Below are 18,643 nucleotides of genomic sequence, written 5' to 3' on the forward strand. Positions count from 1 at the left end.
CCAGCTGAATGCCCTGGCGATCCTCGTGGATCAATTAAAAGGCCCGCCGGTTTCAATGACGGGCCTTTTATGCAGCAAAAGTTGGGCGGCGCAGCGTTTACCAGTCTTGACGCAGAGTGTCGGTCAATTGCTCCAGCAAGGCTTTTTCCGCAGCGGCCAGTCGGGCCATCAATTCCCGGCCCTGACGGTCGAATTCATCGTTATCCACAGGCGGGTTGGCGTTCAGCTCTGCCAGGTCCCGGTCAGCGGCTGCCAGGGCAGCAGGATCGTTCGCCGCATGGGCGTCATTCAGACGCTCGTAAATGGCGCCATGACGACGAAGGTTTTCTGCCATATCGATTGGCGGATGCTCCAGCAGTGCGTCCTGCTCCGCCCGAACCGATGCCGTAACGCGCTCCAGATCCGCTTGATACTCACTACGCAGGCGCTCGGTCCAGCGTCGATCCGCCACGGCGTATTCGAGAAACGCCGGTCCGGCTTCGCGCTGCCTGATGACACGCCCGGCCTCGAGAATGCTCCGGTGTTCCACGGCAGCGATTCGATCCCAGACCATGCTGACAGGTTGCCCCGGCAGGTTCAGTTCATTGGCCAGACCGATGCGGTAAGCCATGCGGACTTCGGCGTGATCGATACGCACGTTACGCGCTTCCCGGGCAGCGATCTCGACATCAGCAATGACCTGAGCTTCATTCAGGCGAAACAGGCTGCGAATCACGCCTAACAACACTTGCGTCTGCTGCGCTTCAGGTACGTCCTGCAATGCGGCCTCGGCGTACACCGCAACCTGAATATCGCTGAAGATCAATCGCGAGCCGTCCTGACAGGTCTGATCAGCACCGAACAGCCGATCATTGGCCATGATTTCCAGCTCAGCCCGCAGCCCGGCATTCTCCGCTGCGGCCTCAAGTACCCGCATGACATCACTGGCCAGTTCTTCATGGACCCGATTGAAATCCCGGCTTTCCCTTAGCCTTTGCAGCAACACCAACAAATTCGGTGCGTCACCGGCCTGCTCTACAACGTTCCAGGCCGCGCAGATTCTGGAGTTGAGTTCCGTGCGTCCTTCCACGATCCAGATGTCCACCGAAGCCGTCGCTGCTGAATGAGACGAATGGCTAACGGAGTGGCTGTGCGAGGGGCTGTCATCGTCCGATGAATAGTCATCGGTGTCCGCTTACGAGGACGCTGGTGTGCGCGCCAGATCACGAATGCTGTCCGGGTAATCGTATTCCAGTTCATAGATATTGCTGTTGCGCTGGTTCAACCAGCATGCAAGCAGCTCATCATGATCGAAGGGGTTGTCAGTGCCATAAACCGTCAGCTGAAACATGGGGCCCTGCTCGTTATCGATCAGGAACTGGGGTAAATGCACGATCTGATTCCCGCTGACATCCAGCACATTCAGCGCAAGATCGTTGGTCCACTCCGGCCACTGGGTCAATTGCATGTTCGACATGTACAGCCTTCTGATCTGCAGGCGACTGGTGTCCGTCAGCTCGCCCAGCGTATTGCCTGACAGGTCCAGCATGCTTAGTTCAGGCAGATCCATGAACTGGTTCATGGCCGCCTGATCGATGATCAGCCCCGCGTCCTCGAAGGATAATTCGGTCAATCGGGATAACACGCCCAGCCCTTCGGGAACGCGGCTGAGTCCGGGACCGAGGATTTCCAGGCGCGTGGCCTGTCGAACCCGCTGCAGGAACCGGCTCACCTGATCACCTGTCGCGGCGATGTTATCGAGGGTGATCCTTCTGATTACACTGAAATGCTCGGGCAATTGCGGCAAATCTTCCAGCAGGGAGAAATCAACCGCTGCCAGCACCAGCCCACGATCACTGAGCGGCGAGTTCAGGTGACTGGAGCGCCAGCCATGGCTGATCGCCTCGGCGACGGAACGTCGTGCGGCCGTCTGCGTTGCCTCACCGACCTCGACCCAGCCTTCCAGCGTGGAACGAAGCAGATTAAATGCCTGCTGATTTTCCAGGGTGGTGTTCAGCAAGGCCTGCACATCGTTGCCGTTGCTCACCAGGCTGCGGAACAGGTATCCCTCAATATCAGGTGCTTCCGGGTACAACCTGCGCAACGTAGCGATTAACTCGCGCCTGGTAACGGCGTATCCATCCAATCGCTGAGCCTCCGGGTTCAGCTGCCCCCTGCCACTCAATTTGTAGCCCATTCGTCCGTCGGCCAGTCGTTCAGGCCAGCGTACTCGGGGCCTGAGCGCCCACTGCCGGAGGATTTTCGAAACGCGACGGCGATCCCCGAACGCGGCATCGATAATGCGATTGCGCAATGCAGAGGCATCCGTCATGGCGCCCGGCAAACCGATGGCCTGTCGCGACGCGTCGGGCAATGCGTGCAACACGGCAGAAAAGAAATTGTCCTGTTCACCGCTGGCGAGGCCCGGTTCAGTGCCCAGAGCGTCAACTGCCTGAAACGCCAGGCCACGCTTGATCAGCACCCGGCGCTGCGGCGCGTCAGGTTTGCCAAGGCTCTCGATCTCTTCACCGTTCCAGGCGCCATCACGAACCTCAAGACGCAGGTCGCGGGGCCAGCCCGGCAGATCGCCCAGCAACGCCAACGACACCTTGAGCGTGTCGGGGTTATCCGCTTTGGACGCCAGGCAAAAACCTTCCAGCGCACGATCAATGCGGATCTGCTGAACATAACCATGGGCCTTGCCGGCGATTTCCAAAGGCACGCGCTGTGTGGCGGTCATGCCAGCGATCTGTTCCGCAGAGGCGCGGGACAGCAATTCCCGGGCGTCCGTTACCGGCAGTGAAGGAAAGTCGCGTTTGATCAGGTTGACCAGCGGATCGCTGCTCACGTCCCGGCGCTGGTACAGCCGGTCAAACAGCCACGCAGAGCGACCCTCGGCGAAACGCGCAATGTGCGCCGCCAGATTCTCCGGCGTGCGGGGCGTCGCGCGACCAAAGACGCGGTTTTGCCCGCCCTCGCCCAACCCTTCGATTACCGCTTGCAGAAGCTGGCCTTCGGCGATCCGGGTTTGCCGCACCGGCAACGGTTCAAGGCTCGGCACACGGTTGGGATGAGCCGACGGCAACGTTCCCGAGCCAAATTCAGCGATTTTCAGGCCCTGAGCATCAAGCACATGAATAGGCCGCCCGACAGGCCAGCCCGGCAATGTAACCAATAGCTCCATTTGCAACTGCGCGTCGGCCGAGGCGAAGCTGGCGACGTCGTTGATCTGCCGGTGGAACCTGTGGATTTCCTGGTCCAGCGCTGAACGTTGCACAACATCGGCCGCGCCCGGCAGCGGTGTGTCGGCCAGATAAGTATCGTGGGCGAAGGGTGTCAGATCCGGGGATGCCAAACGCGTCTCGCCACCTGGCAGCCTGGTCGGGACCATTTTTTCGATAAAAGAAGACCGCTTGAGCGGTGGCATCTCTGGCGCTTGTCCTGCCTTGATCAGCGCACCGAACGCGGCCATGAACGCGAGGTTTTCCGCGACGCTGCCCAAATGATCCAGCGCCTCATTCATGTCCGAGTGACTCCAGGCGTCGATCCCCTGAAACGTCTCGGTCAGCAATTGCGCACCGGCCACCACCATCATCGCCTCGCCCAGCAAGGGCACGAACAGCGCGGCAAGGTTCACCGCGTTCAAACCCAGGGACAAGTATCCGGACAATCGAGCCCGACGCGACGCTTCATCTTCGTCGCCGGTGGGCACTGCCAGCACACGGGCATCGTCCTTGATGCGCAGCATTTTCTGGAAATAGAAATGGCCGAACAGGTCGTACGGCATTTCATCAAGCTCGATATCCAGATCGAAATCAGCGTCGATTTCACGGATATGGATCAAGCGCGGAATAAGGGTGTTGTCATCAGGATCGAAGCGCAGTCGGGCCGGGGCGACACGATCCGCCACCTTGCTGTAAAAAGCCGCCTTGCTGCGTTGCGCGATAAAGCGGTTCATGAAGCGCTTGCAATAACCCGGCGTAAACCTGCGGTTCAACAGCCTCTTGAGCTGTTCGAAGGAGCTGAACTCTTTCATGCCCTGAACCGGTTCGCCGGGGACGTAGATGACGCAGGCTTTGGCACCCTTGAGGGTGAAAATCAGAATGTCACGCACGCTGAAACCGCAGATTGTCAGGCAGCCGTAATCCAGCGCGCTGCTTCTACCGCGCTCGGGAAGCGCCAGCAGGTGGTTATAAAAGGTTTCGGAAATGTCCTCGCGCATATAGGCAATGTGCGCCTGAACCTTCAACGCGTTGAGTTCCTTGCGGCCGCACAGGTCGGCGCTGGGCGACCCGACCACAGCGTCCAGATGCCGCTGATATTGGCCACCCAGATCCAGTTCGCGACAGACCCGCATGAACCTGCCCGGATCAATGTTCATGGGATGACGCGGGTACTCGTCATAACTGCCGTAACGCTGGTCCGTGACCGGCCTGATTTCGACGATCCGCATGCGTCCCGATTGGTGCGGTGCATCGACCTCTTCCTGATGGAAATTCTGCAACGCAGCGTGCAGCAGTGTTTGCAGGCAAACCTCAGAGCGCGCGAGCTGCAGCTGACCAAACGCACCGCGCTGGTAAATGTCCTTGAAGACGTAAGTGGTGTCGACGTCCAGACCTGGGCCGAACTCATCGTCCAACGCTTTTATCAGCAGCGGCCGGGCAAACTCGTCCAGCGCGTTGATCCGCTCCAGCGTTTCGCCCCATTGTTGGCGCAGTTGCTGGCCACGGACCATGTCACTATTCAATGTTTGCCGTTGTTGCGCCGAGGCGCCTACGTACCATGCAGGCAGCGTATCGCTGATCAGTTGCTGGTGGGGCTGGGCGGATATCGCGGTCATGCTCAATGTCCTTATCAAGAAGAAAAGAAGCGAGAGCTGACCAGCTATTGCGCGGCGCCAAGGTATAAATAATTAATAGCCGTTAAGATGCTGCCCCCCGCGCACAGGCCCGACCGACATGACCGTTACCCGCCACGCCCAAATCGACTGGGATGAACAAGGCAATCCCCATTCACGGGAATTTTCCGACGTGTATTTCTCCACCGAATCCGGCCTGGCGGAGACGCGGCATGTGTTTCTGGTGCAGAACGATCTGCGCAATCGCTTCACTGCATTGCCCGAACATGGCCGGCTGGTGATTGGCGAAACCGGGTTCGGCACGGGGCTGAATTTTCTCTGCGCATGGCAGTTGTTCGAGGAGTGCGCAACGGTCGGCGCCCGTCTGCATTTCATCAGCGTCGAGAAATTCCCGCTGAGCCTCACCGACCTGCAACGCTCACTGACACTGTGGCCGGAACTGGCGGGATTCGCCGAGCAGTTGCTCGGGCAATACGTGGCGGTGCATGAAGGCTTTCAACGCTTTGTGTTCGACGGCGGACGGGTGACGCTGACCTTGCTGATCGGCGATGTGCTGGACATGCTGCCGCAGCTGGACGGGCAGATCGACGCGTGGTTTCTCGACGGTTTTGCCCCGGCGAAAAACCCGGAAATGTGGACGCCGGAATTGTTCGCGGAGCTGGCCCGGCTGGCGGCGCCGGATTCGACCATCGGCACCTTCACCAGCACTGGCTGGGTTCGTCGCGCGCTGAACGCAGCGGGTTTCAAAATGAAACGCGTGCCGGGCATCGGGCATAAATGGGAGGTGCTGCGCGGCGTGTTTGTCGGCTTGCCCGAAGATGCTCCGGCCATGCCCGCCGCGAAACCCTGGTTCGCCCGGCCGTCGAAATATGCAGGTGAACGCAAGGCGCTGGTGATTGGCGCCGGCATGGCCGGTTGCACGACTGCCGCCAGCCTTGCCGCGCGGGGCTGGCAAGTCAGCTTGCTGGAGCGGCATGCCGAGGTGGCCCAGGAAGCGTCGGGCAATCCTCAGGGCGTGCTGTATCTGAAACTCTCGGCGCACGGCACCGCGTTGTCGCAATTGATCCTCAGCGGATTCGGCTACACGCGCCGCGCCCTCGAACGTCTGCAACGCGGCATCGACTGGGACGGCTGCGGCGTGCTGCAACTGGCGTTCAACGACAAGGAAGCGCAGCGCCAGGCGCAACTGGCCGAGGCGTTCAGTCCAGAACTGTTGCAGCTTGTGGATAAGTCCGACGCGCAAGCCCGCAGCGGTATCACGCTCAACAGCGGCGGACTGTTTTTTCCGGAAGGCGGCTGGGTTCATCCGCCAGCGCTGTGCCGTGCCCACGCGACGCACCCGAACATTCAACTGCAACCGCATCGCGAGGTGGTCGAGCTGCGCCGTGCTGGCGATCAATGGCAAGCCTGGGATGGCGAGGTGTTGCTGGACAGCGCGCCGGTGGTGATTCTGGCGGGCGCGGCCGATATCAAGCGCTTCCCGGCCAGCGCTGAATTGCCACTCAAACGCATTCGCGGGCAAATCACCCGCTTGCCGCAGACCGAGGCCAGCCAGGCGTTGAGCACGGTGGTTTGCGCCGAAGGCTACGTTGCCCCGCCGCGCCTGGGCGAACATACCTTGGGCGCCAGTTTTGATTTCAAGAATGAGGACCTGAACACCACCGCCGCCGATCACCTGGGCAATCTGCAACTGTTGCAGGAGATATCCGAGGATCTGGTCGAGCGACTTGGCGCACACCGCCTGGCGCCAGAAGACTTGCAAGGCCGCGCGGCCTTTCGCTGCACCAGCCCGGATTATCTGCCCATCGTCGGCCCCCTGGCAGACAAGGACGCGTTTACCCAGACATACGCGGCGCTGGGCAAAGACGCCCGTCAAGTGCCGGACGCGCCCTGCCCGTGGCTGGATGGTTTGTACATCAACAGCGGCCATGGCTCGCGAGGCCTGATCACCGCGCCGTTGTGCGCCGAACTGCTCGCCGCCTGGCTGACCGACGAACCCTTGCCGCTGCCCCGCAGCATCGCCGAAGCCTGCCACCCGAACCGCTTCATGTTGCGCGAGCTGATTCGGGGCAGGTGAGGTGCCACGGCACCGAAACCGGTAGGAGGGGACTTGTCCCCGAAGGCGCCAGCACAAGCGATGTTAATTTCAGATTCTCCCGCTGGCCGACCAACCGCCTTCGGGGACAAGTCCCCTCCTACGGATCCGGCAAAGCCGCTATCCTGCCCCTTCACTCCCGTCCTGGAATCGAGCCTGCCGATGCTTGAGGTAAAAAACGTCTTCAAGAGCTATGCCACCGCTCAAGGCCCGCTGGCGGTATTGCGCGGGGTTGATCTGCGTCTGGAAAACGGCAGCAGCCTGGCGTTGATGGGCGAATCCGGCAGTGGCAAAAGCACCTTGCTGCATCTGGTGGCCGGGCTGGATCAGGCCGACAGCGGGCTGATTGAAGTCAGCGGCCAGCGCCTGGAGCGCATGACCGAAGCACAGCTGGCGAACTGGCGGCGTACCGAAATCGGTCTGGTGTTCCAGCAGTTCAACCTCATCGGCAGCCTGAGGGTCGAGGACAACCTGGCGTTCCAGGCGCGGCTGGCCGGCCGTTTTGACCCACAGTGGCAGGCGCAACTGGTGGGACGCCTGGGCCTTGGCGATTTGCTCAAGCGTTATCCCGAGCAACTTTCCGGTGGCCAGCAACAGCGCGTGGCAATCGGCCGGGCGCTGGCGTCGCGTCCGGGATTGCTGCTGGCTGACGAACCCACTGGCAACCTCGACGAAGCCACCAGCGATGAAGTGCTGCAACTGCTGCTGGATCTTTTACAGGACAGTCCGACCAGCCTGTTGATGGTCACGCACAGCCCACGGGTTGCCGAGCGACTGGCGCAGAAAGTGGTGTTGCATCTGGGTCGTCTGGCGGCCGAGAGCGAGCGCTGAGATGCGGGTTTTCTACTGGACATTGCGCGCCCTGCTCAGCCACTGGCGGCGCCATCCGGTGCAGTTTTTCAGCGTGCTGACCGGGTTGTGGCTGGCCACCGCGCTGCTCACCGGCGTGCAGGCCCTCAACAGTCAGGCGCGCCAAAGCTACGCCCAGGCCAGCCAGTTGATCGGCGGCGAGCCACAGACCAGCCTGTCCACCGCGAACGGCGCGCCGTTTACTCAGGATCTATTCGTCAGCCTGCGTCGTGCAGGCTGGCCGGTATCGCCGGTGGTGCAAGGTCGAATCATGCTGCAAGGGCTGGAAGAGCGCCGCGTGCGGGTGATGGGCATCGAACCGGTTTCCCTGCCCGCGGGTTCGGCGCTTGCCGGGCAAACTCTGGACATGACACAGATCGTCGCCTTCTTCACCCCGCCGGGTCGTGCCTGGATAGCGCCGCAGACCCTGGAGGCGCTGGGCCTGCACGAAGGGCAACAACCCCTGACGCTTGACGGGCAAGCCTTGCCGCCACTGCACAGTCAGATCGGCATGGCGCCGGGCGTGCTGTTGATGGACATCGGCTTCGCGCAACCACTGCTCGGTTTGCCTGGGCAGGTTTCGCGGCTGTTGCTGGACAAGGAATTCGCCGCTGGCAATCCAGTGCTGCCGCCTGAACTGAACGGCCAACTGCTGCTGAAGAAAAGCGGCGAAGAGAACAATCTGGCGCGCCTGACCGAAAGCTTCCACCTGAACCTCGATGCGCTGGGTTTCCTGTCGTTTGTGGTCGGTCTGTTTATCGTGCATGCCGCCATCGGCCTGGCCCTTGAGCAGCGTCGCGGGCTGCTGCGCAATTTGCGCGCCTGTGGCGTCAGCGCTCGTCTATTGATCACCGCGCTGGGTGTCGAACTGGGCGTTTTGGCACTGCTCGGCGGTGTGCTGGGCGTAGCCAGCGGTTATTGGCTGGCGAGCCTGCTGCTGCCGGATGTGGCCGCCAGTCTGCGCGGGTTGTACGGCGCGGAAGTGGCGGGCCAACTGACGCTGAGCCCGTGGTGGTGGCTGAGCGGTCTGGGCCTGAGCGTGCTGGGCGCGTTGCTGGCCGGCGCGAACAGTTTGCTGCGTGCTGCGCGCATGCCTTTGCTGGCCTTGGCAAATCCCCAGGCATGGCATCAGGCCCACGGCCGCTGGCTACGTCGCCAAGCCTGGGTTGCCAGCGGCGCAGCCGTCATCGCCTTGGCTGCATTGATATTGGGTGACAGCCTCGCCAGCGGTTTTGTACTCATGGCCGCGCTGTTGCTGGGCGCTGCGCTAGGTTTGCCGGTGTTGCTCAACGCCCTGATCAACCTGCTGCTGGGCCGCAGTCGATCCGTATTGGGCCAATGGTTTCTTGCCGATTGCCGCCAGCAATTACCCGCCTTGAGCCTGGCGTTGATGGCCCTGCTGCTGGCGTTGGCGGCGAACATCGGCGCGGGCAGCATGACGTCCGGTTTTCGCGAAACATTCGGCAACTGGCTTGAACAACGCCTGACCGCCGAGCTGTACGTCACGCCGCAAGAACCCGCGCAAGCGCCGCAATTGCAGGCCTGGCTGAATCAGCAACCCAGCGTCACTGCGGTGTTGCCCAACTGGCAGGTGTCGATTCAGTTGCAGGGTTGGCCTGCCGACTTGTTTGGCGTGATCGACCATCCGACCTACCGGCAACATTGGCCGCTGCTCGAAGCGGCAGCGGGTGATCCGTGGGCGCAACTGGCCCGCCAGGACACGGTTATGATCAGCGAGCAACTGGCGCGCCGCCTGAAGCTGGGACTGAATGATACCGTCAGCATCGCGACGCCCGATGGCCTGTGGTCGCCGCGCATCGTCGGTATCTACGCCGACTACGGCAATCCCAAGGGCCACTTGCTGGTCAACTCGCAACGATTTCTCAGTCACTGGCCGCAATTGGCGCCTTCCCGATTCAATCTGCGCATCGCTCCGACCGCCGTCCCGCCGCTGGTGCGCGAGCTGCAGGATCGCTTCAAACTGGACGACAACCACATCATCGACCAGAGCCAGCTCAAGGGCTGGTCGACGCAAGTCTTCGAACGCACCTTCGCCGCGACCGCAGCGCTGAACAGCCTGACGCTGGGGGTGGCGGGCATTGCGCTGTTCATCAGCCTGCTGACCCAGAGTCAAAGCCGCCTCGGCCAACTCGCGCCGCTGTGGGCGCTGGGTGTGACACGACGGCAACTGATGCTGCTCAATCTGGGCCAGACCTGGTTGCTGGCGGTGCTGACTCTTGCGTTCGCCCTGCCACTGGGGCTGCTGCTGGCCTGGTGCCTGGATGCGGTAATCAACGTGCAGGCCTTCGGCTGGCGGCTGCCGTTACAGATTTTCCCGGCGCAACTCGCGCAACTGGCGGCGCTGGCGCTGCTCGCTACCCTGCTCGCCTCGGCATGGCCGCTGTTCAAGCTGTACCGCACGCGCCCCGCCGACTTGTTGAGGACCTTCGCCAATGAGACGTAACTGGCTCGCGATTATCCTCAGCGGCGTATTGCTCGCTGCTTGCGACAAGCCCGCCGCGCCGGAAGAAGGTTTCGCCGGGCTGGCGGACAAGGCTGAGCAGTTTGCCCAGGTGACACCGGGGCGGCCGTTCATATTCCCGGCTGATCACGGCCCGCACGCCGGCTATCGGATTGAATGGTGGTACATCACCGCCAACCTCAAGGACGATCAGGGGCAGAGCTTCGGCGTGCAATGGACGCTGTTTCGTAACGCCCTGCGCGCCGGGCAAACCGGCAGCGGCTGGAACGACGGCACGATCTGGATGGGCCACGCGGCGGTCACTTCAGCGACGCAACATTTCGCCGCCGAACGTTACGCCCGGGGCGGCGTCGAGCAGGCTGGCGTGAACACTGCACCCTTTGCGGCCTGGATCGACGACTGGGCACTGCGCAGCACTTCATCCGGGCCCGATGCAAAAACAGACGCGAACCCGCTGGCGAGCATGCAACTCACTGCCAAAGATCCACGCTTTGCCTATCGATTGACGCTCAAGGCGCAACAGCCGCTGGTTCTGCAAGGCCAACAGGGCTTCAGCCAGAAATCCGAGCAAGGCCAGGCGTCGTATTACTACAGCCAGCCGTTTTTCCAGACCGACGGCGAATTGCAAATCGACGGCAAGACCTGGCACGTCAGCGGCCCGGCCTGGCTGGACCGCGAATGGAGCAGCCAGCCGCTGACCGCCAACCAAACGGGTTGGGACTGGTTCTCGGTGCATCTGGACGACGGCTCCGCGCTGATGCTTTACCGCATGCGCCAGAAGGACGGCGAACCGTACCTGACCGGAACCTGGATCGCGGCAGACGGCAGCACACAGTTGCTGCATGCGCAGGACATCAGCCTGACGCCGCTGCAAACCACGCAAGTCGCCGGACACAGCATGCCGACCCGCTGGTCGGTGAAAATCCCCGGCAAGGGTCTGGAAATCACCACCGCCGCGCTCAATCGCAAGGCGTGGATGGATTTGCGCATTCCGTATTGGGAAGGTCCGGTAACGGTCAGCGGCAGTCATCAAGGTGTCGGGTATCTGGAGATGACGGGGTATTGAATGCAGCCCGTTGGAGGCTTGCCCGCGAATGGTCCTGTCCTTATCTCCATCTCCGAAATTTCCGCGTCTATATCGATGCCTTCGCGGGCAAGCCTCGTTCCAACGGGTCAATAGGCTTATCCCCAATCGCTGCCTTATAACCGATTGATCTAAAACTACCCCGTTTCACATAGGTCAGTTTCTGGGTGGCCACATTTCCCGGCCACCTTCCCCAACGGATAACCGGTAAGGACTTATGTGCGGATTAGCAGGTGAATTACGTTTTGATCATCAACCGGCGGATCTAGCCGCAGTTGAACGAATTACCCATGAGCTGGCGCCTCGCGGCCCGGATGCGTGGGGATTTCATAGCCAGGGGCCGGTTGCTCTTGGTCATCGTCGATTGAAAATCATGGATTTGTCGGACGGCTCGGCGCAGCCGATGATCGACAGCCATCTGGGCTTGTCCCTGGCCTTCAACGGCGCCATCTACAACTTCCCGGAATTGCGGACCGAGCTGGAAGGCCTGGGTTATCAGTTCCATTCCGGCGGCGACACTGAAGTGCTGCTCAAGGGTTATCACGCCTGGGGCGTGGACATGCTGCCCAAGCTCAACGGCATGTTCGCCTTCGCCATCTGGGAACGCGACAAGCAAGAGCTGTTCATCGCTCGCGACCGACTGGGCGTCAAGCCGCTGTACCTGTCGCGCACCGACAAACGCCTGCGTTTTGCCTCGACGCTGCCCGCGCTGCTCAAAGGCGGCGACATCAGCGGTCTGCTCGACCCAATCGCGCTCAATCACTACTTGAACTTCCATGCCGTTGTGCCTGCGCCGCGTACGCTGCTGGCCGGTGTTGAAAAACTGCCGCCCGCCAGCTGGATGCGCATCGACGCAACGGGCAAGACCGAGCAGAAAGTCTGGTGGCGCCTGCCTTACGGCCCCCATGCCGACGAAACCAACCTGACATTGGAAGACTGGCGCGACCGGGTTCTGGACAGCACTCGCGAAGCCGTGGCGATCCGTCAACGGGCGGCGGTGGATGTCGGCGTGCTGCTTTCCGGCGGCGTCGATTCGAGCATGCTGGTCGGCCTGCTGCGCGAAGTGGGTGTCGAAGACCTGTCGACTTTCTCCATCGGTTTTCAGGATGCAGGCGGCGAACGTGGCGACGAGTTCCAGTATTCGGACCTGATCGCCAAGCATTACGGCACCAACCATCATCAATTGCGGATTCAGGAAAGCGAGATCATCGAGCAACTGCCTGCGGCGTTCCGCGCCATGAGCGAGCCGATGGTCAGCCACGACTGCATCGCGTTTTATCTGTTATCGCGGGAAGTCGCCAAGCATTGCAAAGTGGTGCAGAGCGGCCAGGGTGCTGATGAGTTGTTCGCCGGTTATCACTGGTACCCACAGGTGGACGGCGCCAGCGACCCGGTTGCCGCCTACCGCGATGCGTTCGTCGACCGCAGTTATGACGAGTACAAGGCCACCGTGCAGCCAAAATGGCTGACTGCCAATGACGCCGCCGGTGATTTCGTGCGCGAACATTTCGCCCAGCCCGGCGCCGATGCAGCGGTGGACAAAGCCTTGCGTCTGGACAGTACGGTGATGCTGGTCGACGACCCGGTCAAACGGGTCGACAACATGACTATGGCCTGGGGCCTGGAAGCGCGCACGCCGTTTCTGGATTACCGCCTGGTCGAACTGTCGGCGCGCATTCCCGGCAAGTTCAAGCTGCCGGACGGTGGCAAGCAAGTCTTGAAAGAAGCCGCACGCATGGTCATCCCTTCCGAGGTCATCGACCGCAAGAAGGGTTATTTCCCGGTGCCGGGCCTCAAGCATTTGCAAGGCAACACCCTGGATTGGGTGCGCGAGCTGCTGCTCGATCCAAGCCAGGATCGCGGTCTGTTCAACCCGACCATGATCGATAAATTGCTGACCGACCCCCAAGGCCAATTGACCCCGCTGCGCGGCTCGAAACTCTGGCAGTTGGCGGCGCTGAACCTGTGGCTCAGCGAACAAGGACTTTGATCTGATGAAACAGAATTCGACGGCTTACAGCCAACGCCTGTTGCGCGGCCAATCGCCCTCGTATGAACGTCTGCAAGCCCGCCTTGCCGAAGATGGCAGCCCAATCGATGCGCAACCGCTGGCGCTGCATTGCGGCTGGGGTCGACTGTTGATTGGGCACACCTATCCGGACCCGGCGAGCCTGGCCAACGAGCTGCTCAATGAAAAACCCGGCGAGCGCGACATCGCGCTGTACGTCGCCGCGCCGCAACAAGTGCTGGCGCAGTCGCCGCAACAGTTGTTCCTCGACCCGTCCGACACGTTGCGCCTGTGGTTCAGCGATTATCGGCCGGCGCAGCGGGTGTATCGCGGGTTTCGCATCCGTCGGGCACAGAACAGCAACGATTGGCAGGCGATCAATAATCTGTATCTGGCGCGCGGCATGTTGCCGATTGACCCTGAATTGCTGACCCCGCGTCACCAGGGCGGGCCGGTGTACTGGATCGCTGAAGACGAAAGCAGCAACGCGGTGATCGGCAGCGTCATGGGCCTGAATCATCAAAAGGCCTTCAATGATCCCGAAAAAGGCAGCAGCTTGTGGTGCCTGGCCGTTGATCCGCAGTGCACGCGGCCCGGTGTCGGCGAAGTGCTGGTGCGGCATCTGATCGAGCATTTCATGAGTCGTGGCCTGAGTTATCTCGACCTGTCGGTGCTGCATGACAACGAACAGGCCAAGGCGCTTTACGCCAAGCTGGGTTTTCGCAACCTGCCGACCTTTGCCATCAAGCGCAAGAATGGCATCAACGAATCGCTGTTCCTCGGCCCCGGTCCGCTGGGGGATTTCAATCCCTATGCGCGGATCATCGTCGAAGAAGCGCACCGACGCGGGATTGAAGTTCAGGTCGACGACGCTGAAGCCGGCCTGTTCACCCTGGCCTACGGCGGCCGACGGATTCGTTGCCGGGAATCCCTCAGCGACCTGACCAGCGCCGTGAGCATGACCCTTTGCCAGGACAAGAGCATGACCCATCGGGCGCTGAAAGCTGCCGGGCTCAACCTGCCCGCCCAGCAACGCGCGGGTGAAACCGAAGCGAATCTGGCGTTTCTCGAAGAACACCGGCAGATCGTCGTCAAGCCGCTGGACGGTGAGCAAGGCCAGGGCGTCGCGGTCAATTTGCGCACCCCGGAAGAAATGCAGGATGCCATCGAACGTGCCCGCCAGTTCGACTCGCGGGTGATTCTGGAAAGCTTCCACGAAGGCCTCGATCTGCGCATCGTGGTGATTGGTTTCGAAGTGGTGGCGGCAGCGATTCGGCGTCCGGCAGAAGTGGTCGGCGATGGTCGGCACACGATTGGCCAGTTGATTGAGGCGCAAAGTCGCCGTCGCTCAGCGGCTACTGGCGGCGAAAGCAAGATTCCACTGGATGAAGAAACCCAACGCACTGTGCGCGACGCAGGTTTCGACTACGACAACATCCTGCCCATGGACCAGCGCCTGGCCGTGCGCCGCACGGCCAATTTGCACACCGGCGGCTGCCTGGAAGATGTCACCGGCATCCTCCATCCAGTGCTCAGTGACGCGGCGATTCGTGCCGCGCGGGCGCTGGACATTCCGGTGGTCGGCCTGGACCTGATGGTCCCGGCTGCCGATCAACCCGAATACGTATTCATCGAAGCCAACGAACGTGTTGGTCTGGCCAACCATGAACCGCAACCGACGGCAGAACGCTTCGTCGATCTGCTGTTCCCGCACAGTTTGCCTGTGCATTCGTAACCTGTAGGACCGGATTTATCCGGGAGTGTGTTGTGTCACGCATCCATGATGCCTGGCTGACCCTCCCTCCTCGCGGATAAATCCGCTCCTACGAATACGGCCCCCGCATTTCAGGAGTACCCCAATGACCGCTGCAAGAAAAATTCCCGAACCGGATCTGAATTACCTGCAGAAAGTCCTGTTGGAAATGCTCGCGATTCCAAGCCCCACCGGCTTTACCGACACCATCGTGCGCTACGTCGCCGAGCGTCTTGAAGAACTGGGCATCCCGTTCGAACTGACCCGGCGCGGGACTATTCGCGCCACCTTGAAGGGCAAGCAAAACAGCCCGGACCGCGCGGTTTCTGCGCATCTGGACACCATCGGCGCCGCCGTGCGCGAAGTGAAAGACAACGGACGCTTGTCGCTGGCACCGATTGGCTGCTGGTCGAGCCGCTTTGCCGAAGGCAGTCGGGTCAGCGTGTTCACCGACAACGGCGTGATCCGTGGCAGCGTGCTGCCGCTGATGGCGTCCGGGCATGCATTTAACACTGCGGTCGACGAGATGCCGATCAGCTGGGATCACGTCGAACTGCGCCTCGACGCCTACGCCACGACCAAAGCCGATTGCGAATCCCTGGGGATCGGCATTGGCGACTTCGTGGCCTTTGATCCGCTGCCGGAATTCACCGAGAGCGGGCATATCAGCGCGCGCCATCTGGACGACAAGGCAGGCGTGGCAGCATTGCTCGCAGCGCTCAAAGCCATCGTCGACAGCGGCGCCGAACCGCTGATCGATTGCCACCCGCTGTTCACCATCACCGAAGAAACCGGCACCGGCGCGGCGGGCGTATTGCCGTGGGATGTCAGCGAGTTCGTCGGCATTGATATCGCGCCGGTTGCGCCGGGCCAGCATTCCAGCGAGCACGCAGTCAGTGTTGCGATGCAGGATTCGGGCGGGCCTTACGATTACCATCTGTCCCGGCACTTGTTGCGCCTGGGGGCTGAAAACGAACTGCCGGTGCGCCGCGACATGTTTCGCTATTACTTCAGCGATGCCCATTCGGCGGTTACCGCCGGGCATGACATCCGCACCGCCCTGCTCGCCTTTGGTTGCGACGCAACCCACGGCTACGAGCGCACGCACATCGACAGCCTCGCCGGCCTGAGCCGTTTGCTGGGCGCCTACATGCTCAGCCCGCCAGTCTTCGCCAGCGACGCAAAACCGGCCACCGCTTCCCTTGAGAAATTCAGCCATCAGATTGAACACGACGCACAGATGGAGTCCGACACCCGCGTGCCAGCGGTGGACAGTCTGATTGGGCAAAACCGGGAAGAGGTCGAGTAGTCCACTGCCTCTTCGCGAGCAAGCTCGCCCACAGGTGCACGATTTGTGGGAGCAAGCTTGCTTGCGAAGGCGACACTCATCCGGAGAAGATTCCCCGTCGCGCAGCAGCAGCAGCAGCACCGGTCGCCGCTCGCTCCAACAAGCCCCGTGCACTATCATCGCCGGGAATTGATCCGAGAACTCTCATGCTGATCCCCTACGACCAACTCGAAGCCGACACCCTCACCCGCCTGATCGAAGATTTCGTCACCCGCGAAGGTACCGACAACGGCGATGACACGCCTCTGGAAACCCGCGTATTGCGCGTGCGGCATGCGCTGAGCAAAGGCCAGGCGGTGATTTTCTTTGATCTGGAAAGCCATCAGTGCCAGCTGATGCTCAAGCATGAAGTGCCCAAGGAATTCTTCGACTGAAGCGTCACTGTCTCAAGGCCGACGTTCTCCTGCTATTTCCCCGCGCGGCTGCGACAACCGCTGGGCAATGCGTCGGTACACCTCGGCCCGATGCACCTTGATGTGGCTGGGCGCAGTGATTCCAAACCGTACTTGATTGCCCTGGATGGCCAGGATTTGTACGGTGATGTCATCGCCAATAGAGAATGTTTCGCCAATTTCCCGCGTCAATATCAGCATTTTCCTACTCTCTTATCGTTAAAGAGATTCAGATTGCATGGGCCTTTTCTGCCCATCAATGCGCAGACGGAAAATCAGTCATGTCCTGCAAGTCCTTCGGAAAAGCTTGCAGGAAACATCCTACATTCAATAGAAAAACGCCGACAGGCCGCAGGATTATGGGGCGGACCAGCGCGGACCAAACAGAATGATCGTCGCGCCGATGACACACAGCGCGGCACCGAGCCAATCGGTATTCAAGGGTCTGACCCGCTCGATGACACCCAGCCAGGCGATGGACGCAATGATGTAGATCCCGCCATACGCCGCATAGGCACGCCCGGCATAAGTCGCCTCCACTCGAGTGAGCAACAGCGCGAACAGCGTCAGGCTGATCAGCCCGGGAATAATCCAGAGCGCACTTTTACCCAGACGCAGCCACATCCAGAAGGCATAGCAGCCGGCTATTTCGAACAAGGCAGCAAGGAAAAACCACAGGTAGTTGAGCAAGGAGCGTTCTCTTCAAAAGTTGCCAGCGAATGGCGGCAACCCTATCAGAAAGCGTCGAGGGCTAGAAATCAGGATGCACAATCCGCCAGGAGGGGACTTGTCGCCGAAAATTCGGTCAGGCGACATTGAAGTCCGAATTATCCGTTTGCCCTGAAAGTCGTCTTCAGGGACAAGTCCCCTCCTACAATGATTTCCCTGTTTGATGGCGACGCATTTTCTCCGACATTGCCGCCATCTCGTCATACAGCAACTGCGGGTTCTTGCACTTGAGCTGCCAGGCCATGCGCCCTTGCTCATGGGGCAGGATCATGAATTCGCCTTGGGCGACTTGCTCGAAGATGTAGTCGGCGATTTCACTGGCCGTGATCGGCGAACTCTCCAGCAACTTGCCGACCTGAGCTTTCATGGCTGGCGTCGGCCCCCGGAAAGAGTCCAGCAGGTTGGTCTGGAAAAACGACGGGCAGACCACATGCACGCCAATTTCCTGTTGGCGCAACTCAATCAACAGGCTCTCTGACAAGGCCACCACACCGGCCTTGGCGACGTTGTAGTTGCTCATCGCCGGGCCCTGCATCAAGGCCGCCATGGACGCAATGTTGATGATTTTCCCCTTGCTGACTTCGAGCAGCGGCAGGAACGCCTTGCAGCCCTTGACCACACCCATGAGGTTGATCGCGATTTGCCAGTCCCAGTCTTCCAGGGACAGCTCGCTGAAGAAGCCACCGGAAGCAACTCCCGCGTTATTGACGATGATGTCGATGCCGCCGAATTTTTCTTCACAAGCCTGGGCGAAAGCGGTCAGCTGGCTGTAGTCGCGGACATCGCAGCGCTGCACGAAACTCTCATCACATGCGTTACCGCCCGCCTCGCGGACAAGTTTGAGCGTCTCGTGCAGGCCTGCGTCGTTGACATCGGACAGTGCCAGACGCCAGCCGTCACGGGCCCAGCGCAGCGCGATTTCGCGACCCAGGCCTGAACCGGCGCCAGTGATCATGATGCGATTTTGCATAGGGGAACGCCTTGTCTTTGCGAAGAAGATAAGCCGCAGTGTAACCACTGCAAACGCCAATCCGACCCACCATCAAGGCGCTGAATGACTGAGGCA

The 18,643-nt window shown here is 60.9% G+C and carries 13 protein-coding genes; 8 read left to right on the forward strand and 5 right to left on the reverse strand.

Annotated features, from left to right (window positions below; all coding sequences use genetic code 11):
- Positions 1 to 97: 97 nt before the first annotated feature.
- Complete coding sequence (locus AABC73_RS21010) at positions 98 to 1,084, reverse strand: NEL-type E3 ubiquitin ligase domain-containing protein (protein ID WP_341520791.1); 987 nt, start codon at positions 1,082 to 1,084, stop codon at positions 98 to 100.
- Positions 1,085 to 1,174: 90 nt separating this feature from the next.
- Positions 1,175 to 4,819, reverse strand: a complete 3,645-nt coding sequence (locus AABC73_RS21015) for a DUF6543 domain-containing protein (RefSeq protein ID WP_341520792.1) — start codon at positions 4,817 to 4,819, stop codon at positions 1,175 to 1,177.
- 118 nt (positions 4,820 to 4,937) lie between these two features.
- Between AABC73_RS21015 and mnmC the strand changes: the two genes are divergently transcribed.
- The 8 genes from mnmC to AABC73_RS21055 all read left to right on the forward strand — a co-directional run bounded on the left by mnmC (position 4,938) and on the right by AABC73_RS21055 (position 16,830).
- Positions 4,938 to 6,914, forward strand: a complete 1,977-nt coding sequence (mnmC, locus tag AABC73_RS21020) for a bifunctional tRNA (5-methylaminomethyl-2-thiouridine)(34)-methyltransferase MnmD/FAD-dependent 5-carboxymethylaminomethyl-2-thiouridine(34) oxidoreductase MnmC (RefSeq protein ID WP_341520793.1) — start codon at positions 4,938 to 4,940, stop codon at positions 6,912 to 6,914.
- Between the two features lie 180 nt (positions 6,915 to 7,094).
- Positions 7,095 to 7,763: an ABC transporter ATP-binding protein gene (locus tag AABC73_RS21025; RefSeq protein ID WP_341520794.1), complete on the forward strand. Its 669-nt coding sequence runs from the start codon at positions 7,095 to 7,097 to the stop codon at positions 7,761 to 7,763.
- A gap of 1 nt (position 7,764) precedes the next feature.
- On the forward strand, positions 7,765 to 10,245 hold the full coding sequence (locus tag AABC73_RS21030) for an FtsX-like permease family protein (protein WP_341520795.1): 2,481 nt from the start codon (positions 7,765 to 7,767) through the stop codon (positions 10,243 to 10,245).
- On the forward strand, positions 10,235 to 11,329 hold the full coding sequence (locus tag AABC73_RS21035; RefSeq protein ID WP_341520796.1) for a lipocalin-like domain-containing protein: 1,095 nt from the start codon (positions 10,235 to 10,237) through the stop codon (positions 11,327 to 11,329). Before AABC73_RS21030 ends, AABC73_RS21035 begins: the two co-directional genes overlap by 11 nt.
- A 235-nt stretch (positions 11,330 to 11,564) precedes the next feature.
- Entirely contained in the window at positions 11,565 to 13,337 is a 1,773-nt protein-coding gene (locus AABC73_RS21040; protein ID WP_341520797.1) for an N-acetylglutaminylglutamine amidotransferase, read from the forward strand.
- A 4-nt stretch (positions 13,338 to 13,341) separates the two neighbouring features.
- Positions 13,342 to 15,090 carry an N-acetylglutaminylglutamine synthetase gene (gene ngg, locus AABC73_RS21045; RefSeq protein ID WP_341520798.1) on the forward strand — a complete coding sequence of 583 codons (1,749 nt, stop codon included), beginning with the start codon at positions 13,342 to 13,344 and terminating at the stop codon, positions 15,088 to 15,090.
- A 124-nt stretch (positions 15,091 to 15,214) separates the two neighbouring features.
- Positions 15,215 to 16,417, forward strand: coding sequence for an osmoprotectant NAGGN system M42 family peptidase (locus AABC73_RS21050; RefSeq protein ID WP_341520799.1), 1,203 nt, complete (start codon positions 15,215 to 15,217; stop codon positions 16,415 to 16,417).
- Between the two features lie 185 nt (positions 16,418 to 16,602).
- Entirely contained in the window at positions 16,603 to 16,830 is a 228-nt protein-coding gene (locus AABC73_RS21055; RefSeq protein ID WP_341520800.1) for a YheU family protein, read from the forward strand.
- A 12-nt stretch (positions 16,831 to 16,842) separates the two neighbouring features.
- Here the strand turns inward: AABC73_RS21055 and csrA are convergent, their stop codons facing one another.
- The 3 genes from csrA to AABC73_RS21070 form a co-directional block, all read right to left on the reverse strand.
- The gene (csrA, locus tag AABC73_RS21060) at positions 16,843 to 17,049 is read right to left on the reverse strand and encodes a carbon storage regulator CsrA (RefSeq protein WP_341520801.1); all 207 of its coding nucleotides are present in this window, start codon (positions 17,047 to 17,049) and stop codon (positions 16,843 to 16,845) included.
- A gap of 156 nt (positions 17,050 to 17,205) precedes the next feature.
- Positions 17,206 to 17,538 carry a YnfA family protein gene (locus tag AABC73_RS21065; protein WP_341520802.1) on the reverse strand — a complete coding sequence of 111 codons (333 nt, stop codon included), beginning with the start codon at positions 17,536 to 17,538 and terminating at the stop codon, positions 17,206 to 17,208.
- A 181-nt stretch (positions 17,539 to 17,719) separates the two neighbouring features.
- A complete protein-coding gene (locus AABC73_RS21070) occupies positions 17,720 to 18,547 on the reverse strand; it encodes an SDR family oxidoreductase (protein ID WP_341520803.1) in 828 nt (275 codons plus the stop codon).
- Positions 18,548 to 18,643 lie beyond the last annotated feature (96 nt).

Source organism: Pseudomonas sp. G.S.17 (assembly GCF_038096165.1).
In the GTDB taxonomy this organism is placed as follows: Bacteria; Pseudomonadota; Gammaproteobacteria; order Pseudomonadales; family Pseudomonadaceae; genus Aquipseudomonas.